This is a genomic window from Enterobacter sp. WPR_3_1 (assembly GCF_003635055.1).
GTDB lineage: Bacteria > Pseudomonadota > Gammaproteobacteria > Enterobacterales > Enterobacteriaceae > Enterobacter > Enterobacter ludwigii.
On record NZ_RBXU01000013.1, the window covers coordinates 178,513 to 203,146 of the forward strand.

At 54.4% G+C, this 24,634-nt stretch carries 26 protein-coding genes; 16 read left to right on the forward strand and 10 right to left on the reverse strand.

What is annotated here, in order from left to right; translation table 11 throughout:
* Positions 1-319: 319 nt before the first annotated feature.
* Positions 320-637 carry a transcriptional regulator BolA gene (gene bolA, locus BJ887_RS18955; protein WP_013095855.1) on the reverse strand — a complete coding sequence of 106 codons (318 nt, stop codon included), beginning with the start codon at positions 635-637 and terminating at the stop codon, positions 320-322.
* A gap of 304 nt (positions 638-941) precedes the next feature.
* Here bolA and BJ887_RS18960 point away from each other — a divergent pair, with 304 nt between their 5' ends.
* The 8 genes from BJ887_RS18960 (at position 942) to BJ887_RS18995 (ending at position 9,817) form a co-directional block, all read left to right on the forward strand.
* Entirely contained in the window at positions 942-1,520 is a 579-nt protein-coding gene (locus BJ887_RS18960; protein WP_014168866.1) for a lipoprotein, read from the forward strand.
* 46 nt (positions 1,521-1,566) lie between these two features.
* Entirely contained in the window at positions 1,567-3,042 is a 1,476-nt protein-coding gene (ampG, locus tag BJ887_RS18965) for a muropeptide MFS transporter AmpG (RefSeq protein WP_025204965.1), read from the forward strand.
* A 479-nt stretch (positions 3,043-3,521) separates the two neighbouring features.
* Positions 3,522-4,469, forward strand: a complete 948-nt coding sequence (gene cyoA / locus BJ887_RS18970) for a cytochrome o ubiquinol oxidase subunit II (RefSeq protein ID WP_008503322.1) — start codon at positions 3,522-3,524, stop codon at positions 4,467-4,469.
* Positions 4,470-4,485: 16 nt separating this feature from the next.
* Positions 4,486-6,477 carry a cytochrome o ubiquinol oxidase subunit I gene (gene cyoB / locus BJ887_RS18975; protein ID WP_014168864.1) on the forward strand — a complete coding sequence of 664 codons (1,992 nt, stop codon included), beginning with the start codon at positions 4,486-4,488 and terminating at the stop codon, positions 6,475-6,477.
* Positions 6,467-7,081 carry a cytochrome o ubiquinol oxidase subunit III gene (locus tag BJ887_RS18980; protein WP_014168863.1) on the forward strand — a complete coding sequence of 205 codons (615 nt, stop codon included), beginning with the start codon at positions 6,467-6,469 and terminating at the stop codon, positions 7,079-7,081. Before cyoB ends, BJ887_RS18980 begins: the two co-directional genes overlap by 11 nt.
* The gene (locus BJ887_RS18985; RefSeq protein WP_006176899.1) at positions 7,081-7,407 is read left to right on the forward strand and encodes a cytochrome o ubiquinol oxidase subunit IV; all 327 of its coding nucleotides are present in this window, start codon (positions 7,081-7,083) and stop codon (positions 7,405-7,407) included. The genes BJ887_RS18980 and BJ887_RS18985 overlap by 1 nt, the downstream gene beginning before the upstream one ends.
* Positions 7,408-7,418: 11 nt before the next feature.
* A complete protein-coding gene (gene cyoE, locus BJ887_RS18990; RefSeq protein ID WP_014168862.1) occupies positions 7,419-8,306 on the forward strand; it encodes a heme o synthase in 888 nt (295 codons plus the stop codon).
* A gap of 149 nt (positions 8,307-8,455) precedes the next feature.
* Entirely contained in the window at positions 8,456-9,817 is a 1,362-nt protein-coding gene (locus tag BJ887_RS18995) for an MFS transporter (RefSeq protein ID WP_020885214.1), read from the forward strand.
* A gap of 32 nt (positions 9,818-9,849) precedes the next feature.
* On the opposite strand, the gene BJ887_RS19000 is transcribed toward BJ887_RS18995, so the two are convergent.
* Positions 9,850-10,341 carry a YajQ family cyclic di-GMP-binding protein gene (locus tag BJ887_RS19000; RefSeq protein WP_040016786.1) on the reverse strand — a complete coding sequence of 164 codons (492 nt, stop codon included), beginning with the start codon at positions 10,339-10,341 and terminating at the stop codon, positions 9,850-9,852.
* 203 nt (positions 10,342-10,544) lie between these two features.
* Between BJ887_RS19000 and panE the strand changes: the two genes are divergently transcribed.
* Complete coding sequence (gene panE, locus BJ887_RS19005) at positions 10,545-11,456, forward strand: 2-dehydropantoate 2-reductase (protein WP_014168859.1); 912 nt, start codon at positions 10,545-10,547, stop codon at positions 11,454-11,456.
* On the forward strand, positions 11,419-12,012 hold the full coding sequence (yajL, locus tag BJ887_RS19010) for a protein deglycase YajL (RefSeq protein WP_020885217.1): 594 nt from the start codon (positions 11,419-11,421) through the stop codon (positions 12,010-12,012). Before panE ends, yajL begins: the two co-directional genes overlap by 38 nt.
* A gap of 45 nt (positions 12,013-12,057) precedes the next feature.
* Here yajL and thiI read toward each other — a convergent pair whose 3' ends face one another.
* Entirely contained in the window at positions 12,058-13,506 is a 1,449-nt protein-coding gene (thiI, locus tag BJ887_RS19015; protein WP_121340284.1) for a tRNA uracil 4-sulfurtransferase ThiI, read from the reverse strand.
* Positions 13,507-13,818: 312 nt separating this feature from the next.
* Between thiI and xseB the strand changes: the two genes are divergently transcribed.
* The 4 genes from xseB (at position 13,819) to BJ887_RS19035 (ending at position 17,886) form a co-directional block, all read left to right on the forward strand.
* Positions 13,819-14,061, forward strand: a complete 243-nt coding sequence (gene xseB, locus BJ887_RS19020; RefSeq protein WP_008503331.1) for an exodeoxyribonuclease VII small subunit — start codon at positions 13,819-13,821, stop codon at positions 14,059-14,061.
* Positions 14,062-14,961, forward strand: coding sequence for a (2E,6E)-farnesyl diphosphate synthase (gene ispA, locus BJ887_RS19025; protein WP_014168855.1), 900 nt, complete (start codon positions 14,062-14,064; stop codon positions 14,959-14,961).
* A 24-nt stretch (positions 14,962-14,985) separates the two neighbouring features.
* Entirely contained in the window at positions 14,986-16,848 is a 1,863-nt protein-coding gene (gene dxs / locus BJ887_RS19030) for a 1-deoxy-D-xylulose-5-phosphate synthase (RefSeq protein WP_020885219.1), read from the forward strand.
* A 63-nt stretch (positions 16,849-16,911) separates the two neighbouring features.
* Positions 16,912-17,886, forward strand: coding sequence for an aldo/keto reductase (locus BJ887_RS19035; protein WP_032677512.1), 975 nt, complete (start codon positions 16,912-16,914; stop codon positions 17,884-17,886).
* 81 nt (positions 17,887-17,967) lie between these two features.
* Here BJ887_RS19035 and thiL read toward each other — a convergent pair whose 3' ends face one another.
* The 5 genes from thiL to nrdR form a co-directional block, all read right to left on the reverse strand.
* A complete protein-coding gene (gene thiL, locus BJ887_RS19040; RefSeq protein ID WP_121340285.1) occupies positions 17,968-18,939 on the reverse strand; it encodes a thiamine-phosphate kinase in 972 nt (323 codons plus the stop codon).
* Between the two features lie 78 nt (positions 18,940-19,017).
* A complete protein-coding gene (gene nusB, locus BJ887_RS19045) occupies positions 19,018-19,437 on the reverse strand; it encodes a transcription antitermination factor NusB (RefSeq protein WP_006809908.1) in 420 nt (139 codons plus the stop codon).
* A gap of 21 nt (positions 19,438-19,458) precedes the next feature.
* Positions 19,459-19,929 (reverse strand): 6,7-dimethyl-8-ribityllumazine synthase, encoded by a 471-nt coding sequence (gene ribE / locus BJ887_RS19050; protein ID WP_006176874.1) that lies wholly within the window; start codon positions 19,927-19,929, stop codon positions 19,459-19,461.
* An 87-nt stretch (positions 19,930-20,016) separates the two neighbouring features.
* On the reverse strand, positions 20,017-21,120 hold the full coding sequence (ribD, locus tag BJ887_RS19055; RefSeq protein WP_063435362.1) for a bifunctional diaminohydroxyphosphoribosylaminopyrimidine deaminase/5-amino-6-(5-phosphoribosylamino)uracil reductase RibD: 1,104 nt from the start codon (positions 21,118-21,120) through the stop codon (positions 20,017-20,019).
* Between the two features lie 4 nt (positions 21,121-21,124).
* On the reverse strand, positions 21,125-21,574 hold the full coding sequence (gene nrdR, locus BJ887_RS19060) for a transcriptional regulator NrdR (protein ID WP_008503337.1): 450 nt from the start codon (positions 21,572-21,574) through the stop codon (positions 21,125-21,127).
* 152 nt (positions 21,575-21,726) lie between these two features.
* On the opposite strand from nrdR, the gene BJ887_RS19065 reads away from it, so the two are divergent.
* Both BJ887_RS19065 and BJ887_RS19070 read left to right on the forward strand, forming a co-directional pair.
* Complete coding sequence (locus BJ887_RS19065) at positions 21,727-22,266, forward strand: DUF3251 domain-containing protein (RefSeq protein ID WP_025204974.1); 540 nt, start codon at positions 21,727-21,729, stop codon at positions 22,264-22,266.
* Positions 22,267-22,532: 266 nt separating this feature from the next.
* Positions 22,533-23,417, forward strand: coding sequence for a nucleoside-specific channel-forming protein Tsx (locus BJ887_RS19070; RefSeq protein ID WP_025204975.1), 885 nt, complete (start codon positions 22,533-22,535; stop codon positions 23,415-23,417).
* Between the two features lie 48 nt (positions 23,418-23,465).
* Here BJ887_RS19070 and BJ887_RS19075 read toward each other — a convergent pair whose 3' ends face one another.
* Positions 23,466-24,146 carry a YafY family protein gene (locus tag BJ887_RS19075; protein WP_014168847.1) on the reverse strand — a complete coding sequence of 227 codons (681 nt, stop codon included), beginning with the start codon at positions 24,144-24,146 and terminating at the stop codon, positions 23,466-23,468.
* Positions 24,147-24,160: 14 nt separating this feature from the next.
* A complete protein-coding gene (locus tag BJ887_RS19080) occupies positions 24,161-24,526 on the reverse strand; it encodes a VOC family protein (protein ID WP_121340286.1) in 366 nt (121 codons plus the stop codon).
* Positions 24,527-24,634: the final 108 nt, after the last annotated feature.

Consider the following 24,634-nt stretch of genomic DNA (forward strand, 5'->3'; position numbering starts at 1 on the left):
AAAAAAATCACAGTGCTCGGTCAACTCTGAATCTGTCTGTTATACCGGGATGCTCTCTTAGTGCAGATTCACATTCCCTGTCGCCAGAATCATCCCGAAGACATTCATTAAGACGCGGCATTATAGCGGCATCACTTAGGTGAGTCGAGAACGGTTGGGGCATGTTGCTGCGGCTTTTTTCACACTTTAAGGCTATTTTTAGCCTTAAAAACGCACCATCCGCTCAAAACTCAGACAAAACAAAACGGCCCGGAGGCCGTTTTGAGGAAATCTGTATGCAACATACTGGAAAAGCTCCAGCCGTTGCAAATCCGATTTATCAGGCGATGGTGCCTGCGCCGCGACACGGCGGCGATGCAAATACCGTATCCTGCAAGCCTTCCCATTCCTTAATGGTATAGGTGTGCAATGCCAGCGCATGTACGGTTGTGGAGAGTTCTTCCGTCAAGGTGCTGTAGATCAAGCGATGTCGGTTCAGGAAACGTTCTCCCGTGAAGCGATCGCTGACCAGAACCACTTTAAAGTGGCTTTCAGAACCTGCCGGCACGTTATGACGATAGCTTTCGTCGACGACTTCGAGGAACACAGGGTTGAACGCTGCCCTTAATTTATCTTCTATCTGTTCACGTATCATCATGAAATCACTCCTCCGACAACGCCAGGATGTCACCCATCCCTTTAAATATTAGCCGCTTTTACCGTTTCCATTACAACAAGACAACAAATATTTAGCTTTCGTCTTATTTTCTCATTCAGACGAATGAAGTTCACTGTGAGACTCATACCTTTTGACCTTCGCGCGTGGAGAAAAAGGCGGGGCTGGTCAGTTTTCGGACAAGGCGATGAATTTACATGCGTTGACCACTTCCCCTGGCCGTTAGCGATGTTATGATGGCGGCAATTTTTCTCTGTAATGCTTACGATTCGTTGAGAACCTGAAAATGTTAAAAAAACTCTTCTTTCCGTTGGTAGCACTTTTTATGCTGGCAGGCTGCGCTACCCCGCCTACAACCATTGATGTCTCCCCTAAGATTACCCTGCCTCAGCAGGATCCTAGCCTGATGGGCGTAACCGTGAGCATTAACGGTGCCGATCAGCGTCAGGATCAAGCCCTGGCTAAAGTGACCCGCGACAACCAGCAGGTGACGTTGACCGCCTCACGCGACCTGCGCTTCCTGCTGCAGGAAGTGCTCGAGAAACAGATGACTTCCCGCGGCTATATGATTGGCCCAAGCGGTGCGGTTGATCTGCAGATCATCGTGAACAACCTGTACGCTGACGTGTCCCAGGGTAACGTTCGCTACAACATCTCCACCAAAGCGGATATCGCCATCATCGCGACCGCGAAGAACGGCAACAAGATGACCAAAAACTACCGTGCGAGCTACTCTGTTGAAGGCGCGTTCCAGGCGTCCAACAAAAATATTGCTAACGCGGTTAACAGCGTGCTGACTGACACCATTTCCGATATGGCGCAGGACACCAGCATCCACGACTTCATCAAGCAAAACGCGCGTTAATCCCGCTTCCTGACCCGGTGTTTCACCGGGTCAGCTTTATATGAACATGTCGAGTCATTACTTACGCATTTTCCAGCAACCTAAATCAGCCATCCTGCTGATCCTTGGTTTCGCCTCCGGTTTACCTCTCGCCCTCACCTCCGGCACGCTGCAGGCCTGGATGACCGTCGAGAATATCGATCTCAAAACCATTGGTTTCTTCTCCCTCGTCGGCCAGGCTTACGTCTTTAAGTTCCTGTGGTCGCCGGTGATGGACCGTTATACCCCGCCGTTCCTGGGCCGTCGTCGCGGCTGGTTAGTGATGACCCAGGTCCTGTTGCTGATCGCAATCGCGGCGATGGGCTTTCTTGAACCCACGACGCAGCTTCGCTGGATGGCCGCCCTTGCGGTGGTAATCGCCTTCTGTTCTGCCTCGCAGGATATCGTTTTTGATGCCTGGAAGACGGACGTGTTGCCTGCAGAAGAGCGGGGAGCCGGCGCAGCCATTAGCGTGCTGGGCTATCGTCTGGGGATGCTGGTATCCGGTGGTCTGGCGCTGTGGGTGGCCGACCGTTATCTCGGCTGGCAGGGCATGTACTGGCTGATGGCCGCCCTGTTGATCCCCTGTATTATTGCCACCCTGCTCGCCCCCGAACCGAGCGATGTGATCCCGGTTCCACGTTCTCTGGAGCAGGCCGTTGCCGAACCTCTTCGCGACTTCTTTGGCCGCAACAACGCCTGGCTTATCCTGCTGTTAATCGTCCTTTATAAGCTCGGCGATGCCTTCGCGATGAGCCTGACCACCACCTTCTTAATTCGCGGGGTCGGGTTTGATGCCGGCGAAGTCGGCGTGGTGAACAAAACGCTCGGGTTGTTTGCAACTATTGTCGGGGCCCTGTACGGCGGCGTATTAATGCAGCGTCTGACGCTCTTTCGCGCACTGCTGATCTTCGGCATCCTGCAGGGGGCATCGAACGCCGGTTACTGGCTGCTGTCGGTGACGGATAAGCATATGATCAGTATGGGCGCCGCGGTGTTTTTTGAAAACCTGTGCGGCGGTATGGGGACAGCGGCGTTTGTTGCCCTGCTGATGACCCTGTGCAACAAATCGTTTTCCGCGACGCAGTTCGCTCTGCTCTCGGCGCTTTCCGCCGTTGGTCGCGTGTATGTCGGGCCGATTGCCGGCTGGTTTGTTGAAGCCCATGGCTGGCCAACGTTCTACCTCTTCTCAGTGGTAGCGGCAGTGCCTGGACTCTTATTGCTACTGGTCTGTCGCCAGACGCTGGAATATACCCAGCGAACAGAACACTTTATGCCACGCACGGAATATCATCGCGCTTACCGTTTTGCGTTACGACTGTTAATGGCGGGTTGCTTTGCCCTGGTGCTGTGGCTCGTGGTGCTCATTATTAATGCCACCACCTCTCTGGTACTGCCTCTCGAAGCGCTTCTGCTGGATGCCGGCGCGCTGCTGGCGGTTGCCGGGATCCTGACTGGCGGGCTGCTCGATTTCATGGCGCTGCGTAAAACGCAGTTAACCTGAAGTAAAATCCGAAAGGTTATTTCCCGTTGTAATCACGAACCGAAATTATAACGGTGAAATAGCCGCCAGCCGCTAAAAAAAATATTTGTTGTTTTGTGCGGGATAGGATTCGGAAATTATTGGAGTCAATTGCAGAACGCTATTTTTCATTAAACGATTCAGCATCAGAGAGTTTGATTTTTCGTTTTTTAGTTGTCTTTTTATTGATAATTAATTGTTAATTTTTTGTTTATTTTTCACAATGGTTATACCAATTGCCCCTTTTAGGGTATGCTTGGGGGTCCTTTCGTTATAAAGCCCATGCCATGCGGCTTACGTCTTAAAAAGCGACATAATTTGCAACACTTGTGACATGTGCGGCAGAACCCGGTAACACCTTCCTGACACAGGTCTAATGATGTTTACAGTAATGTAACCTTCCCGTAAAATGCCCCCACACTTTAAACGCCACCAGACTCCCGTGGAATTGAGGTCGTTAAATGAGACTCAGGAAATACAATAAAAGTTTGGGATGGTTGTCATTATTCGCAGGCACTGTATTACTCAGTGGCTGCGATTCTGCACTACTTGACCCCAAAGGACAGATTGGACTGGAACAACGTTCACTGATATTGACGGCTTTTGGCCTGATGTTGATTGTGGTTATTCCAGCCATTTTGATGGCTGTTGGTTTCGCCTGGAAGTATCGTGCGAGCAATAAAGATGCGAAGTATAGCCCTAACTGGTCACACTCCAATAAAGTGGAAGCTGTGGTCTGGACGGTACCTATCCTGATCATCCTGTTCCTTGCCGTACTGACATGGAAAACCACTCACGCACTTGAGCCAAGCAAGCCGCTGGTTCACGATGAAAAACCGATTACCATTGAAGTGGTCTCCATGGACTGGAAATGGTTCTTCATCTATCCGGAACAGGGCATTGCCACCGTGAATGAAATCGCCTTCCCGGCGAACACTCCGGTTCAGTTCAAAGTGACCTCCAACTCCGTAATGAACTCCTTCTTCATCCCACGTCTGGGTAGCCAGATTTACGCGATGGCCGGTATGCAGACTAACCTGCACCTGATCGCGAATGAAGCAGGCACCTACGATGGTATCTCCGCCAGCTATAGCGGCCCGGGCTTCTCAGGTATGAAGTTCAAAGCTATCGCGACGCCAGACCGTGCCGCTTTCGACCAGTGGGTTGAAAAAGCGAAGCAGTCTCCAAACACCATGTCTGACATGGCGGCGTTCGAAAAAGTGGCAGCACCTAGCGAATATAACAAGGTGGAGTACTTCTCTAACGTGAAACCCGATTTGTTCAAAGACGTTATTGGCAAATTTATGGATCACGGCAAGAGCATGGACATGACCCAGCCTGAAGGTGAGCATAGCGCACACGAAGGTATGGAAGGCATGGACATGAGCCACGCGGAAACCGCTCACTAAGGGGCCGAGGAAGAAAATGTTCGGAAAATTGACACTGGATGCAGTGCCCTACCATGAACCCATTATCGTGGTTACGGTTGCTGCAATTATCATCGGTGGCGCAGCCTTACTGGCCTTGATCACTTACTTCGGTAAGTGGAGCTACCTGTGGAACGAGTGGCTGACTTCGGTTGACCACAAAAAACTGGGTATCATGTACTGCATCGTCGGTATCGTCATGTTAATTCGTGGCTTTGCGGATGCGATCATGATGCGTAGCCAGCAGGCACTCGCGTCTGCGGGTGAAGCCGGCTTCCTGCCGCCGCATCACTACGACCAGATCTTTACCGCCCACGGCGTTATCATGATCTTCTTCGTGGCGATGCCGCTGGTTATCGGTCTGATGAACGTTGTCGTTCCGCTGCAAATCGGCGCGCGCGACGTAGCGTTCCCGTTCCTGAATAACCTGAGCTTCTGGTTCACGGTTGTCGGCGTTATCCTGGTTAACCTGTCACTGGGTGTGGGCGAATTTGCTCAGACCGGCTGGCTGGCTTACCCGCCGCTTTCGGGAATTGAGTACAGTCCGGGCGTTGGCGTCGATTACTGGATTTGGGCACTTCAGCTCTCCGGTGTCGGTACAACCCTGACCGGTATCAACTTCTTCGTGACCATTATCAAGATGCGTGCCCCTGGCATGACCATGTTCAAGATGCCGGTATTTACCTGGGCATCTCTGTGCGCCAACATCCTGATTATTGCATCATTCCCAATTCTGACCGTCACCATCGCGCTGCTGACCCTGGACCGCTACCTGGGCACCCATTTCTTTACCAACGATATGGGTGGCAACATGATGATGTACATCAACCTGATTTGGGCCTGGGGTCACCCGGAAGTGTACATCCTGGTTCTGCCGGTCTTCGGTGTGTTCTCCGAAATCGCAGCAACCTTCTCGCGTAAACGTCTGTTTGGTTACACCTCACTGGTGTGGGCAACCGTGTGTATTACCGTTCTGTCGTTCATCGTTTGGCTGCACCACTTCTTCACCATGGGTGCTGGCGCGAACGTAAACGCCTTCTTCGGTATTACGACCATGATTATCGCAATCCCTACCGGGGTTAAGATCTTCAACTGGCTGTTCACCATGTACCAGGGCCGTATCGTGTTCCACTCAGCAATGCTGTGGACTATCGGCTTCATCGTCACCTTCTCCGTGGGTGGGATGACCGGTGTACTGCTGGCGGTACCGGGTGCTGACTTCGTTCTGCACAACAGTCTGTTCCTGATTGCGCACTTCCATAACGTTATCATCGGTGGTGTGGTCTTCGGCTGCTTCGCTGGCGTAACCTACTGGTGGCCAAAAGCGTTCGGTTTCACCCTGAACGAAAAATGGGGTAAACGCGCATTCTGGTTCTGGATCATCGGCTTCTTCGTTGCATTTATGCCGCTGTACGTGCTGGGCTTCATGGGTATGACCCGTCGTCTGAGCCAGCAGATTGATCCACAGTTCCACCCAATGCTGATGGTTGCAGCGGGCGGTGCCGTGCTGATTGCTTGTGGTATCGCGTCTCAGCTGATTCAGTTCTACGTTTCTATTCGCGACCGCGATCAGAACCGTGACCTGACCGGTGACCCATGGGGTGGCCGTACGCTGGAGTGGGCAACCTCTTCTCCACCACCGTTCTATAACTTCGCTATTGTGCCGCAGGTCCATGAACGCGACGCATTCTGGGAAATGAAAGAAAAAGGTGAAGCGTACAAGCAACCTGCTCATTACGAAGAGATCCACATGCCGAAAAACAGCGGTGCGGGCATTGTTATTGCCGCCTTCGCAACGGTATTTGGCTTCGCAATGATCTGGCACATCTGGTGGATGGCGATTGTTGGCTTCGCCGGCATCGTAATCAGCTGGATTGTGAAGAGCTTTGACGAGGACGTAGACTACTACGTACCAGTCCGTGAAGTCGAAAAACTGGAAAACCAGCATTTCGATGAGATTTCTAAAGCGGGGCTGAAAAATGGCAACTGATACTTTGGCGCACTCTACTGCCCACGCGCATGAACATGCGCACCACGATACAGGACCGACGAAAGTCTTCGGTTTCTGGATCTACCTGATGAGCGACTGCATTCTGTTCTGCTGTCTGTTCGCAACGTATGCCGTTCTGGTGAACGGCACTGCGGGCGGCCCGGCCGGCAAGGACATCTTTGAACTGCCGTTCGTTCTGGTAGAAACCGCGCTGCTGCTGTTCAGCTCCATCACCTACGGCATGGCGGCTATCGCCATGTACAAAAACAACAAGAGCCAGGTTGTCTCCTGGCTGGCGTTGACCTGGCTGTTTGGTGCTGGCTTTATCGGGATGGAAATCTATGAATTCCATCACCTGATTATGGAAGGCTTCGGGCCGGATCGTAGTGGCTTCCTGTCTGCGTTCTTCGCACTGGTCGGGACCCACGGTCTGCACGTAACGTCTGGTCTGATCTGGATGGCAGTACTGATGTTCCAGATCTCCCGTCGTGGCCTGACCAGCACTAACCGCACGCGTATCCTGTGCCTGAGCCTGTTCTGGCACTTCCTGGACGTTGTGTGGATCTGTGTGTTCTCTGTTGTATATCTGATGGGGGCGATGTAATGAGTCATTCAAACGATCATGGCGCTTCCCACGGTAGCGTAAAAACCTATATGACAGGTTTCATCCTGTCGATCATTCTGACGGTGATCCCGTTCTGGATGGTGATGAGCGGTTCTGCGTCTAAGCCGGTTATTCTGGGTGCAATCCTGGTAACCGCGGTGATTCAGATTCTGGTGCATCTGGTTTGCTTCCTGCACATGAACACCAAGTCCGATGAAGGCTGGAACATGACGGCTTTCATCTTTACCGTGATTATCATCGCTATCCTGGTAGTCGGTTCCATCTGGATTATGTGGAACCTTAACTACAACATGATGGTTCACTAAGAGCGGCGAGTATGTTTAAGCAATACCTGCAAGTCACGAAACCAGGCATCATCTTTGGCAACCTGATCTCCGTAATTGGGGGGTTCCTGCTGGCCTCTAAAGGCAGCATCGATTACACCCTCTTTATCGCTACGCTGGTCGGTGTGTCGCTGGTTGTTGCATCCGGTTGTGTATTTAACAACTACATCGACATGGATATCGACAAGAAGATGGAAAGGACTAAAAATCGGGTGCTGGTTAAAGGCCTGATCGCCCCTTCCGTCTCGCTGGTGTACGCCACCTTGCTGGGTATTGCTGGCTTTATGCTGCTGTGGTTTGGCGCTAATCCTCTGGCCTGTTGGCTGGGGGTGATGGGGTTCGTCGTCTATGTGGGCGTTTACAGTCTGTATATGAAACGCCACTCCGTCTACGGAACGCTGATTGGTTCTCTCTCCGGCGCTGCGCCGCCGGTGATTGGCTACTGCGCCGTCACGAACGAGTTCGACAGCGGTGCGCTGATCCTGCTGGCTATCTTTAGCCTGTGGCAGATGCCGCACTCCTATGCCATCGCGATTTTCCGCTTTAAGGATTATCAGGCAGCGAACATTCCGGTTCTGCCGGTCGTGAAGGGCATTTCCGTGGCTAAAAACCACATCACGCTGTACATCATCGCCTTTGCCGTGGCAACGCTGATGCTCTCTCTGGGCGGTTACGCCGGGTACAAATACCTGGCGGTAGCGGCTGCGGTGAGCGTCTGGTGGCTCGGCATGGCCCTGCGCGGCTACAAAGTGGAAGATGACAAGGTCTGGGCACGTAAGCTGTTCGTGTTCTCCATTGTCGCTATCACTTCGCTGTCGGTGATGATGTCCGTGGATTTCATGGTGCCTGATTCACACAACCTGCTGACTTACGTCTGGTAAGTCACACCAGGTGAATAAAAGGGTGCTTCGGCACCCTTTTTTATTCATCGAATCCATTAATAACGCATGTAATATTTGTTAAATAACCCTTTATTTACCCCGCCCCTTCCCCGCACTACACTATGGCCTGCTTTTGAATTGAGGTGGTAATGAACGATTATAAAATGACGCCAGGCGAATTGCGCGCGACCTGGGGTTTAGGGACTGTTTTCTCGCTACGGATGCTTGGCATGTTTATGGTCCTGCCTGTTCTGACCACGTACGGCATGGCGCTACAGGGTGCCAGCGAAGCGCTGATTGGCCTGGCGATTGGCATCTACGGTCTGGCTCAGGCGGTATTTCAGATCCCGTTTGGCCTGCTCTCGGATCGGGTTGGCCGCAAACCGCTGATTGTCGGCGGCCTGCTTATTTTTGTGCTCGGCAGCGTGATAGCCGCCCTCTCCCACTCCATCTGGGGAATTATTCTTGGTCGCGCCCTGCAGGGCTCTGGTGCGATTGCCGCCGCCGTGATGGCGCTGCTGTCAGACTTAACCCGTGAGCAGAATCGCACCAAAGCGATGGCGTTTATCGGCGTGAGCTTTGGCGTCACTTTCGCGATTGCGATGGTGCTCGGGCCTATCATCACCCATAAACTCGGTCTGCATGCCCTGTTCTGGATGATTGCCGTGCTGGCGACCGTCGGTATTGCGCTGACCCTTTGGGTGGTGCCGGACAGCAAAAACCACGTCCTTAACCGTGAATCCGGGATGGTGAAAGGCTGCTTCAGCAAAGTGCTGATGGAACCGCGCCTGCTTAAACTTAACTTCGGCATTATGTGTCTGCACATCCTGCTGATGTCGACCTTTGTCGCCCTACCCGGTCAGCTTGCCGCCGCGGGCTTCCCTGCCGCGGAGCACTGGAAAATCTATCTGGTGACCATGCTGATTTCGTTCGTCTCGGTCGTGCCGTTCATCATCTACGCCGAAGTGAAACGCAAGATGAAGCGCGTCTTCATTGGCTGCGTGGCGGTGCTGCTGATTGCCGAGATTGTGCTCTGGGGATCCGGCCCGCACTTCTGGGAACTGGTGGCCGGCGTGCAGCTCTTCTTCCTGGCCTTTAACCTGATGGAAGCCCTGCTGCCATCGCTAATTAGCAAGGAGTCCCCGGCCGGCTATAAAGGCACAGCAATGGGGATCTACTCCACCAGCCAGTTTATCGGCGTGGCTATCGGGGGCTCGCTCGGCGGCTGGGTGGACGGCCTGTTTGATTCGCAAACCGTGTTCCTCGCAGGCGCACTGCTGGCGATGGTCTGGCTGCTGGTCGCCAGCAGCATGAAAGAGCCGCGCTACGTCAGCAGTCTGCGGGTCGAAATTCCTGAGGATGTAGAGATTACCGACGCGCTAAAACAACGTCTTGAGGCAACAGAGGGGGTAAGTGAAGTGCTTATTGCCCCACAAGAGCGCAGCGCTTACGTCAAAATAGACAGTAAAGTGACTAACCGCTTCGAAATCGAGCAGGCTCTCAAAGCCTGAAAAAATGCCCGGTAAAACCGGGCATTTTTGTCTTAATCGCGGAAGTTCTTGAACTGGAACGGCTGCCCCAGATCGCCGCCACGTACCAGCGCCATAACGGCCTGCAGGTCATCGCGGGATTTACCGGTCACACGAATTTCTTCACCCTGGATTTGCGCCTGAACCTTCAGCTTGCTGTCCTTGATGAGCTTAACGATCTTCTTCTGAACCGTGCTCTCAATACCCTGCTTCAGTTTGGCTTCGACAAACCAGTTTTTACCGCTATGCACAAACTCGTCTGGTACATCCAGTGAGGTGCCTTCAATACCGCGTTTAAGCAGCTTGGCGCGCAGAATATCCAGCAGCTGGTTAACCTGGAAATCAGATTCGCTCAGGACCTTAATGGTCTTATTCGCATCGTTCAGCTCGAAAGTTGCCTCAACGCCACGAAAGTCGAAACGTGACTCAACTTCACGGCTTGCGTTTTCAACGCCGTTGCGGACTTCCTGGATATCAACTTCGGAAACAATATCGAAAGATGGCATCTTTTCTTCTCCCTTCATTTTTGTTGCGTTGCATAATACCCGCTACAAGGCAGATACCCCAAATAATTCGAGTTGCAGCTATCCCTGGCCGCTCACGTGAGGAAACACCGCACAGATGTCACAGGGTTTACTCAACAGAAGCTTAGCTGACGGCGCTATACTTAGGCCGTAACACCTGGCGCAGTTGCAGGTGAGGAGGAACAATGAAAATTACAGTGCTCGGATGCGGAGCCCTTGGACAGCTATGGCTGACCGCGCTTTGCAAGCACGGACATGAGGTACAGGGCTGGCTGCGCGTGCCCCAGCCCTATTGCAGTGTGAACCTGATTGACGAAGACGGAAGTATATTCAACGAATCACTCACCGCGAACGATCCGGATTTTCTGGCGCAAAGCGATCTGCTGCTGGTCACGCTCAAAGCATGGCAGGTATCAGATGCGGTAAAGACGCTGGCCGCGCAACTTCCCCCAGACTCCCCTATCCTGCTGCTGCATAACGGCATGGGAACCATTGATGAGCTGAAAAGCATCCCGCATCCCTTGTTGATGGCGACCACCACGCACGCTGCACGCCGCGATGGCAACATTATCGTGCATGTCGCCAGCGGCGTAACGCACATGGGCCCCGCCCGTACGCAGGATGGTGACTACAGCTATCTGGCGGATGTTCTGCAGAAGGTGCTGCCGGACGTGGCCTGGCATGACACTATCCGCCCGCAGCTGTGGCGCAAGCTGGCGGTTAACTGCGTGATCAATCCGCTGACGGCGCTGTGGAACTGCCCGAACGGGGAACTGAAAAATCATCCGCAGGAAATTGCCACCCTGTGCGCGGAGGTCGCCTCGGTTATCGAACGTGAAGGCCTGCATACCTCGGCGGAGGATTTACGCTATTATGTTGAGCAGGTAATTGAAAGTACTGCAGAAAACATCTCCTCGATGTTGCAGGACATTCGGGCATTACGCCACACAGAGATTGATTACATCACGGGCTATTTGCTTAAACGCGCCCGCGCCCACGGCATTGCCGTGCCGGAAAATGCCCGTCTGTATGACCTGGTTAAACGTAAGGAGAGTGAATATGAGCGCGTCAGCACTGATCTGCCTCGCCCCTGGTAGCGAAGAGACAGAAGCCGTCACCACCATTGATTTGATGGTGCGCGGCGGCATTAACGTGACCACCGCCAGCGTCGCCAGCGACGGTAATCTGACCATCACCTGTTCACGGGGCGTAAAAATCCTCGCCGATGCACCGCTTGTGCAGGTGGCCGACGGGGATTACGACATCATCGTACTGCCGGGCGGCCTGAAGGGCGCGGAGTATTTTCGCGACAGCCCGCTCCTGGTCGAAACCGTCAGGCAATTCCATCTGTCGGGGCGCATCGTTGCGGCAATTTGTGCCGCAGCCGGCACGGTTCTGGTGCCGCATAACATTTTCCCAATCGGTAATATGACCGGTTTCCCGGGACTGAAAGAGACCATTCCTGAAGAGCAATGGGTGGATAAACGTGTGGTCTGGGATCCGCGCGTCAATCTGCTCACCAGCCAGGGGCCGGGTACCGCGATCGATTTTGGACTGAAGATTATCGACCTGCTGGTCGGGCGTGAGAAAGCCTACGAGGTGGCGTCGTCGTTAGTGATGGCGGCGGGGATTTATAATTTTTACGAAGCGTAGCGTGTAAAGAAAGCCGGGTAAGCGAAGCCGCTACCCGGCAAACGGTTAAGGGCGATAGACCTTCACATTTGCAAAGCCCTGCTCGCGCAGATACAGTGCCTGCAGACGGCTCATCACCCCGCGCTCGCACCACAGCAGATACGTTTTGCTCTGGTCGAGATCGCCGAATTTGGTGCTCAGCTTGTAGAACGGCAGGGAAACCACGTCCACGCCTTCAACCTGCAGCGGTTTGTCATCCTGTTCATCAATGGAACGGATATCCAGAATCGCGTCGTTGGCACCGAAACCGCTGACGGTTTCAACTTCAACCACTTCCTGCTCGGTCTGCTGGGCAATCTCGCGGATATCGATGTTGGTCGCTTCCGCCACCACCTTCTCCAGAATGCCGAAATCGAAGTTCTCTTCTTCGGCTTCGATTTTCGCCTTCACCGCTTTGACGGTAGGGCTTTTTGAGATCACACCGCAGTATTCCGGCATGGTGCGGGCAAAATCTTCGGTACCGATTTTGCGCGCCAGATCGATGATGTGCTCTTTATCGTAGGAGATCAGCGGACGCAGGATCAGGGTATCCGATACGTTGTCGATAAGACGCAGGTTGGTCAGAGTCTGGCTGGAGACCTGGCCCAGCGCTTCACCGGTGACCAGCGCCTGCACGCCGTAGCGCTCCGCCACTTTGGACGCTGCACGCACCATCATGCGCTTCAGCACCACGCCCATCTGACCGTCGTCCACTTTTTCAAGGATTTCGCCGACCACTGGCTCAAAGTTGATCGCCACAAAACGCACGCGGTGGGAGCTGCCGAAGCGGTTCCACAGATAGTGCGCAACCTGACGCACGCCGATTTCATGCGCCGCACCGCCCAGGTTAAAGAAGCAGTAGTGTACGCGACAGCCGCGGCGCATCAGCATATAGCTGGAAACACCGGAGTCGAAACCGCCGGAGATCAGCGACAGGACATCTTCCTGCGTGCCGATTGGGAAACCGCCGATACCTTCATAACGGCCTTTCACCAGCAGCAGGCGATCGTTTTCGATCTCCAGATTAACGGTCACGTCCGGGTTAGTCAGGCGCACGCGGGCGCTCTCAACGTGCTGATTGAGGCCGCCACCCACATAGCGCTCCACTTCAATGGAGCTAAACTCATGCTTACCACGACGCTTCACGCGCACGCAGAAGGTTTTGCCTTCAATCTGATCGCGGTACTGCACCAGCGCTTTTTCAAAAATGTCATGCAGGGAGGTGTAAGGAACGTCTTCCACTTCCAGAATATGGTGAATGCCCGGAATACGGGTCAGCGCGTCGCGAATATCCTGACGTTTGTTTTCATCTTTCGCGCGAACCTCAACGTGGTCCCAGTGACGCACCACGGCGAGCGCTTCGTCGTAGTGTTTTAATACGTTACGAATGTTCCCGGTGAGAATTTTAATAAAGCGCAAACGCACAGATTGGCTTTTGATGGTGATTTCAGGGAACAATTTAATGATAAACTTCATGGCGGCAATGTTTCTTAGGCAAGCTTAAGGCTTGTAATGGAAAATGAAATATACACAAAATCATTCAGGTGGCATCAACGCGGCGAGTCACAGCCCCCCGCAAGCTTACGCGAGTAAGTAACGGAAAGGCGCAAACGTAGCCCAAACAGAGACAACCTGAAGGATGACGTGTATAGCAGCCCACACCCGTGGCTGCATCCAGGCGCGCAAGTATATCATCTTCACGCCGCTCCTGTGCACATTGCGCGTTATTTGATAATTGCCCCGAGTCCGTTACCATGTCGGGGCTGAGAATATAAGAGTCAATTCACTATGCCGAAGAAGAACGACGCACCGGCCAGTTTTGAAACTGCGCTGAGTGAGCTGGAGCAGATTGTCACCCGCCTTGAGAGCGGCGATTTACCGCTGGAAGAGGCGCTCAATGAATTCGAGCGCGGCGTACAGCTGGCGCGCCAGGGGCAGGTCAAACTGCAGCAGGCCGAGCAGCGCGTGCAGATCCTGCTGTCCGACAGCGAAGACGCTAAAACTACGCCATTCACACCGGACGCCGAGTAAATGGATTTCGCCAACGAGCTTCAGGCATGCGTCGCGCGTGCCAACGATGCGCTGCGCCGTTTTATTGAGCCACAGCCTTTTCAGAACACTCCACTGGTTGAAGCCATGCACTATGGCGCACTCTTGGGTGGAAAGCGCCTGCGTCCGTTTCTGGTCTACGCCACGGGCAATATGTTTGGCATCAGCGCTAACACGCTGGATGCCCCGGCAGCCGCCGTTGAGTGCATCCATGCCTACTCGCTGATCCATGATGATTTGCCGGCCATGGACGACGACGATCTGCGTCGTGGCCAGCCTACCTGCCACATCAAGTTTGGCGAAGCGAATGCCATTCTGGCGGGGGATGCCCTGCAAACCCTGGCGTTCTCGATTCTGAGCGATGCGCCGATGGCCGAAGTGGCCGACCGTGACCGTCTGTCGATGATCTCTGAACTGGCAATGGCCAGCGGCGTCGCCGGTATGTGTGGCGGTCAGGCACTGGATCTGGAAGCGGAAGGACGTCAGGTTAATCTGGAACAGCTGGAGCGTATTCATCGCCATAAAACGGGCGCATTGATTCGTGCAGCCGTTCGTCTGGGCGCCCTGAGCGCGGGTGAACAGGGGCGCAAAGCCCTGCCGATACTGGACAGATACGCAGAAAGTATCGGTCTGGCATTCCAGGTTCAGGATGACATTCTGGATGTGGTGGGCGATACTGCAACATTGGGTAAACGTCAGGGTGCGGATCAGCAGCTTGGCAAAAGTACCTACCCCGCCCTGCTGGGTCTTGAGCAAGCCCAACGTAAAGCCCGGGATCTGATAGAGGATGCCCGCCAGTCGCTGAATCAACTGGCCGCGCAATCACTGGATACTTCGGCACTGGAAGCGCTAGCGGACTATATAATCCAGCGTGATAAATAAACACACTATCTCGATGAGCCTTTGATGAGTTTTGATATTGCCAAATACCCGACACTGGCGTTAGTTGACTCCACCCAGGAGTTACGCCTGTTGCCGAAAGAGAGCCTGCCGAAGCTGTGCGATGAGCTGCGTCGCTACCTGCTCGACAGCGTAAGCCGCTCCAGCGGCCATTTCGCCTCCGGGCTTGGCACGGTAGAGCTGACCGTGGCGCTGCATTATGTCTATAACACGCCGTTCGATCAGCTCATCTGGGATGTCGGCCACCAGGCCTATCCGCATAAAATTCTGACCGGACGTCGCGATAAAATTGGCACTATTCGTCAGAAAGGCGGCCTGCATCCGTTCCCATGGCGTGGCGAGAGCGAGTACGACGTATTAAGCGTTGGGCACTCCTCCACCTCAATCTCTGCGGGTATCGGTATTGCGGTGGCAGCCGAAAAAGAGAATAAACAGCGTCGTACCGTCTGCGTCATTGGCGACGGGGCGATCACTGCCGGAATGGCCTTTGAGGCCATGAACCACGCGGGCGATATCAAGCCAGACATGCTGGTTATCCTTAATGATAACGAAATGTCGATTTCCGAAAACGTGGGCGCGCTGAACAACCATCTGGCGCAGCTGCTCTCCGGCAAGCTTTACTCCTCGCTGCGCGAAGGCGGCAAAAAAGTCTTCTCCGGCGTACCGCCAATCAAAGAACTGCTTAAACGCACCGAAGAACACATCAAAGGCATGGTCGTGCCGGGTACGCTGTTTGAAGAGCTGGGCTTTAACTATATTGGTCCGGTGGACGGGCATGACGTTCTGGGGCTTGTCACCACGCTGAAAAACATGCGTGACCTGAAAGGCCCGCAGTTCCTGCATATCATGACCAAAAAAGGCCGTGGATACGAACCGGCGGAAAAAGATCCCATCACCTTCCACGCGGTACCGAAATTCGACCCGAGCAGCGGTTGCCTGCCCAAAAGCAGCGGCGGCATGCCGAGCTATTCAAAAATCTTTGGCGACTGGCTGTGTGAAACCGCCGCTAAAGACAATAAGCTTATGGCGATCACCCCGGCCATGCGTGAAGGTTCTGGCATGGTGGAGTTCTCCAAAAAATACCCGGACCAGTATTTTGACGTTGCCATTGCCGAGCAGCACGCGGTGACCTTTGCGGCAGGCCTGGCGATTGGCGGTTATAACCCGGTTGTCGCCATTTATTCCACCTTCCTGCAACGCGCCTACGACCAGGTGATCCATGACGTTGCCATCCAGAAACTGCCGGTCCTGTTTGCTATCGACCGCGCAGGCATTGTGGGTGCTGACGGCCAGACGCACCAGGGGGCATTTGACCTGTCGTTCCTGCGCTGCGTCCCGGATATGGTCATCATGACGCCAAGCGATGAGAACGAATGTCGTCAGATGCTGTTTACCGGCTACCACTATCAGGATGGCCCTAGTGCGGTGCGCTACCCGCGCGGCAATGCCGTCGGCGTTGAACTGCAGCCGCTGGAAAAACTGCCGATAGGTAAAGGTCTGGTGAAGCGTCGCGGTGAGAAAGTGGCGATTCTGAACTTTGGTACGCTGATGCCGGAGGCCGCGAAAGTGGCTGAAACGCTGAATGCGACCCTCGTGGATATGCGCTTTGTGAAGCCGCTCGACGAGGCCCTGATCCTGAGCATGGCGGAATCTCATGACGTGCTGGTCACGCTGGAAGAAAACGCCATCATGGGCGGTGCGGGCAGCGGCGTAAACGAAGTGCTGATGGCTAACCGTAAAGCCGTGCCGGTACTGAACCTTGGTCTGCCGGATCATTTCATTCCACAAGGCACCCAGGACGAAGCCCGTGCGGCGATTGGCCTGGATGCGGCCGGCATTGAGTCGAAAATCCGTTCCTGGCTTGCCTGATCCCTCCCCTTTTCCGCTCCTGCTATGCTTAAACGTATTGTTTAAAAAAGCAGGAGCGGAACCATGCAATACACGACATTAGGAACAACAGACCTTCAGGTTTCCCGACTTTGCCTGGGATGCATGACCTTTGGCGAGCCAGACCGGGGAAATCACGCCTGGACGCTGCCGGAAGAGAGCAGCCGCCTTATCATCAAACGCGCACTCGACGGCGGGATTAACTTTTTTGATACTGCCAACAGTTACTCCGACGGCAGCAGCGAAGAGATTGTCGGCCGCGCCCTGCGCGATTTTGCCCGCCGTGACGATGTGGTCGTCGCCACCAAGGTATATCACCAGGTGGGTGATTTGCCTGAAGGTCTTTCCCGTGCGCAAATCCTGCGATCCATTGATGACAGCCTCCGGCGCCTGAATATGGATTATGTCGACCTGCTGCAGATCCACCGCTGGGATTACAACACGCCGATTGAAGAGACGCTGGAAGCCCTTAACGATGTGGTTAAGGCCGGGAAGGCGCGTTACATCGGCGCATCATCTATGCACGCTTCGCAGTTTGCCTCAGCGCTTGATCTTCAGGCGCAGCACGGCTGGGCACGGTTTGTCACCATGCAGGATCACTACAACCTTATCTATCGCGAAGAAGAGCGCGAGATGCTGCCGCTCTGCTATCAGGAAGGCGTAGCGGTGATCCCATGGAGTCCCCTGGCGCGCGGACGCCTCACCCGACCATGGGGAGAGACCACCGCCCGCTCGGTGTCGGATGCGTTCGGTAAAACCTTATACGAAGGTACGGAAGCCAGCGATGCGTTGATCGCCGAGCGTTTAGCGGGGATTGCCGATGATACCGGTGCCACGCGTGCGCAGGTAGCGCTGGCGTGGCTGCTGAGCAAACGCGGAGTCGCGGCACCGATTATCGGTACATCGCGGGAAGAACAGCTGGATGAGTTGTTGAGTGCCGTTGATTTAACGCTGACGCCTGAGCAAGTCGCCGAACTGGAAACGCCGTACCAGCAGCATCCGGTGGTCGGGTTTAAGTAAGCCCTCGCCCTGCCCGTCTCCCAAAAGGAGAGGGAACAAAACCCCTCGGCCGGGTAAGCGCAGCGCTACCCGGCAGACGAATCACGCAAAGTGGTCGTAACCCTTCCAGTCAAGCGTAACCGGCGCGCCATCACGCACAAATTTCAGCCCTTCACTTTCCGGCATAATCTGTCCGATACAGGTAAACTTCGCCCCAAGGTGAGCTAGCGCCACGTCCAGCGTTCCCCGGTTCAGTTCCGGTACGGTAAAGCACAGCTCATAATCTTCGCCGCCGGAGAGCGCCCAGCGCAGAGCCTGCTCAGGTTCCACATGGCGAAGCAATGGCTCTGACAGCGGGAACAGATCCAGATCTACGCGCGCGCCCACACCGCTGGCCTTCAGAATATGGCCGAGATCGGAGATAAGCCCGTCAGAGAGATCGATAGCCGAGCTTGCCCGCTCGCGCAGCGCCTGGCCGTGCAAAATACGCGGCGTTGGGCGCAGATGGCGTTTCACCAGATATGCCGCATCGTCGGTATCCTTGACGCGTAAGCGGTCCTGGAGGATCGCCAGCCCTGCGGCGCTGTCGCCCGGCGTGCCGGTCACGTAGATCCAGTCACCCGGCTTTGCGCCCGAGCGTTTAAGCGCCCGGCCCAGCGGGACATAGCCGTGGATCGCAAGCGTCATCGACAGCGGCCCGGCAGTGGTGTCACCGCCAATCAGCTGCATATCGTAGTAGTTGAGCTGATCAAACAGCGCATCGCTAAAGGCTTCAAGCCAGTCTTCATCCACCTCGGGCAGCGTCAACGCCAGCGTCAGCCACGCGGGATCGGCGCCCATGGCCGCTAAATCGCTTACGTTGACCGCCAGCGCTTTATACGCCAGATCGGCGGGATCGATATCAGGTAAAAAATGACGTCCGCACACTAAGGTGTCGGTGCTGATTGCCAGCGTCTGTTTTTCGGGAATATTGAGAAGTGCGCAGTCATCGCCAATGCCGGTTTCAACATCAAGACGAAAGGTTCTGACACGGTCGAAATAACGGGCAATCAGGGAGAATTCGCCGCATGCCATACGTTATGCCTCAGCAAATTAAATAAAAAAACCGGAGCCGCACTGCCCGGCAGGCAATGCAAAACTCCGGTTTGCGGATCACTTTTTGTGGGGACGGATCGCAGGTGCGGCTTTATCCAGCACGCCGTTTACAAATTTATGGCTGTCTTCAGCGCCGAAGGTTTTCGCCAGTTCGATCGCTTCGTTGATGGCCACTTTGTACGGCACATCATCACGTTTAGACAACTCAAACAGCGCGATACGCAACACTGCTTTCTCAACCTGACCCAGCTCTTCGAGCAGACGGGACAGATATGGCTTCATCAGACCATCGAGATACGCGCTATTAGTCGCCACTCCCGACAGCAGTTCACGGAAGTACAGAACGTCAACGTCTTTCACGTCCTGTTCTGACAGGAACTGGTATTCAACATCAGCGATGTCGTTCTGGGACAACTGCCAGGAGTAAAGTGCCTGGACGGCACATTCACGGGCGCGGCGACGAGCAGCAGGTTTCACGGAATTCCCCTTACAAAAAAATCAGGCCTTAATGGCTTTCAACACATTGATCATTTCAAGCGCGGTCAGTGCAGCTTCTGCACCTTTGTTACCGGCTTTGGTACCAGCGCGCTCAATGGCTTGTTCAATACTTTCGGTAGTCAGCACGCCAAACGCGACAGGAATTTCTGCATCCTGCGCAACGTGTGCCAGACCATTGCTTGCACCGCCTGCAACGTATTCGAAGTGTGCAGTGCCGCCACGAATAACGGTACCCAGCGCAATCACCGCGTCGTATTTACCGGTTTTCGCCAGCGCGCCCGCTGCCAGTGGCAGTTCATAAGCACCTGGAACCCAAACAACGGTAATGTTGTCATCTTTAACCTGGCCGATACGTTTCAGGGCGTCAATGGCACCTTCCAGCAGGCTGTCGTTGATGAAGTTGTTGAAACGCGCAATGGTGATGGCGACGCGAGCGTCCGGGGTAGCTACAGCAGCTTCAATAATGTTCATACTCTTCCTTTACGGGTTCATTTGGCCCCGCAGGGGGGCGGATTTTATCATAATACTTTGCGCACTGCTTCCCTATTTCAGGAGCAATTACGCTGGCGTTAAATGGAGGCAGACATCCGGGCCCACCGGACGAATCTCGCTAAATTTGAGTTGTGGTGCATCGCCAAGTTTTTCAAGACCCGGCAGCACAAACAGACCACGCGCATCGGTACCCAATAGTTTAGGTGCTACGTAGACAATCAACTCATCCACCAGCCCGGCCTGCAGCAGCGCGCCGGCCAGCGTCGGCCCCGCTTCTACCCAGATACTGTTCACCTGTTGCTTACCAAGCAGCATCATCAGCACCACTAAGTCGAGGTGCCCGTTATGCTCTGGCACCATGATGCTGCGTACGCCTTGCGGCCATTCACGCGCATCGTCCTGCGTGCGTGCAATCCAGGTTTCGCCCGGCTGTTGCACGATGCGGTGCGCAGGCGTGATGCGATTCTGGCTATCGATGACAATACGCAGCGGCTGACGCAGGTTTTCCTGCGGGTAGCACGCCTGGGTATCGGCATTCAGTTCATCCCAGCGCACGGTCATGGCAGGATTATCAGCCAGAACCGTTTCACTGCTGGTGAGGATAGCATGGCTTTGCGCGCGCAGACGTTGCACATCGCGCCTTGCCTGCGCAGAGGTGATCCACTGGCTCTCGCCGTTCGCCATCGCCGTACGACCATCCAGTGAAGCCCCAAGCTTAAGCTGAATGTACGGGAACCCGGTGCGCATGCGCTTCAGGAAGCCTTTGTTGATCGCCTCAGCATCCTGCATCATCAGGCCGTGACTGACGTCAATCCCTTCCTGCTGCAGTCGATACAGGCCGCGTCCGGCAACCTGCGGATTGGGATCCTGCATCGCCGCGACAACGCGCGCGACACCCGCCGCAATCAGTGCTTCGCAGCACGGCGGGGTACGGCCGTGGTGGCTGCAGGGTTCCAGCGTCACGTAGGCCGTTGCACCGCGCGCCTTTTCGCCGGCCATGCGCAGGGCATGAACTTCGGCATGGGGCTCACCGGCACGGTAGTGAAACCCTTCGCCCACGATCTCGCCATCGTTGACAATGACGCACCCGACGTTAGGGTTGGGATGGGTGGTAAAACGACCGCGCTGCGCCAGCTTCATGGCTCGCGCCATGTAAATCTCATCCTGCATGAGCTTAATCCTGTAAGCGGGCGATCTCTTCGCCAAACTCTTTAATATCTTCGAAACTGCGGTACACAGAGGCGAAGCGGATATAGGCGACCTTATCGAGCTTTTTCAGTTGCTCCATCACCAGGTTGCCAATCATCTTGCTTGGCACCTCGCGCTCACCCAAACCACGAAGGTAAGATTTTATGTGGTTTAACGCCATTTCGACGTCATCTGCACTGACAGGCCGTTTTTCCAGCGCCTTGAGCATCCCGCTGCGCAGTTTCTCTTCGTTAAACGGCTCACGCACGTCGTTACTTTTTACCACGCGCGGCATTACCAGCTCTGCAACCTCAAAGGTCGTGAAACGCTCGTTGCACACCAGACATTGCCGGCGGCGGCGTACGGAAGACCCTTCGCCCACAAGGCGAGAGTCGATAACTTTGGTATCCACAGCGGAGCAGAATGGGCAATGCATACGGTATCCCTGTTATGTGGTTAACTGATTTTCATTTTACCCTGATCTGGCCTGACAACAAAGGAAGAGCTTTTTGAGACAAAGGATCTATGCCTGTTGATGCGATGCTGGCTACCATTACGGAGATCCGTTATTTCAAGGAAATAAACGCAATGACAAGACGTTACCTGAAAATATTGCTGGTGGGGAGTCTGTTTACCCTTAGCGCCTGTGCACAGCAAACCGAAGTCCGTCAAATGAAACAAAGCGTGAATACGCTCAATACCGCGATGGACAAACTGAACAAAGAAACCGTGAAGATCACCCAGCAAAACGCGCTGAATGCTAAATCCAGCAGCGGGGTTTATCTGCTGCCCGGGTCTAACACCCCGGCGCGCCTTAACAGCCAGATTGGCACGCTGAAAATGTCGCTGGTTAACGTGGCAGCCAATGCGGATGGTACTCGCGCAACATTACGCATTCAGGGGGAATCCAACGATCCTCTGCCAGCCTTTAGCGGCACCGTCGAGTGGGGGCAGATTCAGGGCACCACCGAGAACTATCAGGAAGTGAACGTGAAGAGCCAGCTGTTCACCGCACCCGCCAGCGTGCTGGCCCCGAGCGATGTTGACATTCCGATCCAGCTGAACGGACTTACGCCGGATCAGTTAGGTTTCATCCGCATTCACGATATCCAGCCCGCCGCGCAGTAATCCCCTTTCAGCGGAGTGCAATGTCACTCCGCTAACATTTACAATCCGCAAAGATTGGCAACAGAAATCATTGCCGCTACAATCCCCGCCGTTTAAAGTACGCAAACGTGAACGCAATCGATTACGCGTGTGAGAGATATGTGAAACAACACATATTTTTGTGAGCAAGGATTCCTATAATAGGCTCCGCAGAAACACGAAATATTTAGAAACGCAATTCGCGCATTTTTCACTCCCGGAAGGGAATTTCAATCAGTGGCATGATTATGAAAAAAACATTACTCGCGGCTGGCGCCGTGCTGGCACTCTCCTCCACTTTCACTGTTAACGCAGCGGAAAACGATAAACCACAATACCTCTCCGACTGGTGGCACCAGAGCGTTAACGTGGTCGGCAGCTATCACACCCGTTTCGGACCACAGATCCGCAACGATACCTACCTGGAGTACGAAGCCTTCGCCAAGAAAGACTGGTTCGATTTCTACGGCTATATGGATGCACCGGTCTTCTTCGGCGGTAACACCGATGCGAAAGGTATCTGGAACCACGGTTCACCCCTGTTCATGGAGATCGAACCCCGCTTCTCCATTGATAAGCTGACGGGCACCAGCCTGGCGTTTGGTCCATTCAAAGAGTGGTACTTCGCGAACAACTACATCTACGACATGGGCCGTAACGCGTCCGGTCGTCAGAGCACCTGGTATATGGGTCTGGGTACCGACATCGATACCGGTCTGCCAATGAGCCTGTCCCTGAACGTCTATGCGAAATACCAGTGGCAGAACTACGGTGCCGCGAACGAAAACGAGTGGGATGGCTACCGTTTCAAAGTGAAATACTTTGTGCCAATTACCCAGCTGTGGGGCGGTAACCTGAGCTATATCGGTTTCACCAACTTTGACTGGGGTTCAGACCTGGGCGACAACGACTTCCGTGATCTGAACGGTAAGAAAGCGCGTACCAACGACTCCATCGCCTCCAGCCACATCCTGGCGCTGAACTACGATCACTGGCATTACTCCGTTGTTGCGCGTTACTGGCACAACGGCGGTCAGTGGAACGATGACGCAAGCCTGAACTTCGGCAATGGCGACTTCAGCGTACGTTCTACCGGTTGGGGTGGTTACCTGGTTGTCGGTTACAACTTCTGATGTGAAAGAAGGCAAAAACGGACAAAGCCAGCTGATATGCTGGCTTTTTTATTGCTTCACCTTACGCAGAAAATCCGCCAGCGATCGCTCCGCGCTTTCGCTAAAACGCCTCTGTGTGAGCGTAATATTCAGACACCTGTCGAGCCGGAAGCAGCGGTAGTCATCACGCCGTTCACACCACGCGGCCAGCAGCCAATGCTCTCCCCAGAAGAACAGCCCCAGCGGCTGAATGTCGCGCCATGTCAGATGCCCGGCTTCATCACGATAATGCAGCGCCAGTACGCACTGGGCAGAAATAGCCTGATGAATAACATCAAAGTCGCTGCGCGAATGCGGCTGAAGCGCAATATCCGGCGCATATATTCGCGTCTGCTCCGCCTTACGTCGGCTCTCCTCGGGCAGGATCGCCAGTACCTTCTCTTGCGCCGACTCAAGCTCACGCGAGAGCGAGTCGCCCCCCCAGGTTTTCAGAAGACGGATGGCGACCATCAGCGCTTCAGATTCTTTGTTCGTCAGCATCAGCGGAGGTAAGTCAAAACCCGACATCAGCCGATAGCCGCTTCCCGCCTCCCCTTCCACCGGCACGCCGGAAAGCGACAGGTCGCGGATATCACGGTATACGGTCCGTTCCGATACGCTCAACCTGTCCGCCAGATGCGCTGCCGTTGTCAGACGCCTGCCTCTCAGGATCTGCACAATCTGAAACAAACGGTCAGCGCGTCGGGTCATATCGTATTCAGCTCTCAGGCAGGTTGATGGAGGCCGACGCGATTACCTTCGCTGTCGGTAAAAAAGGCTATGGTGCCAATGCCACGCGGCAATTCCAGCGGGCCAAACACGCACTCGCCACCCGCAGACGCGATGCGATCGAGCGTTGCCGCCAGGTTGTCAGTATGCAGGTAAATAATAGCGCCCTGTACGGACGGTGTAATGCCCTCAAATTTTGCCAGCGCGCCGCCGGTGGCCGGATCGTCATGCGGGAAAACGGCTAACTCAGCCACATCCATTTTCTCTCGTCTCAGCTGTACCTGCATCACGGGCTCATAAAATTTGATAGCGCGATCCATATCGGCGACCGGAATTTCAAACCAGTTAATCACACTTTTCATACATCCTCCTGCCTGTTGTTTGGGTTCGAAAAGAGTCTACGACTGGGCTCCTGACAGCATACTGTCAGGAGTGTTTGGCAGGAGCAGATAAAAAAATCCCGGTCAACA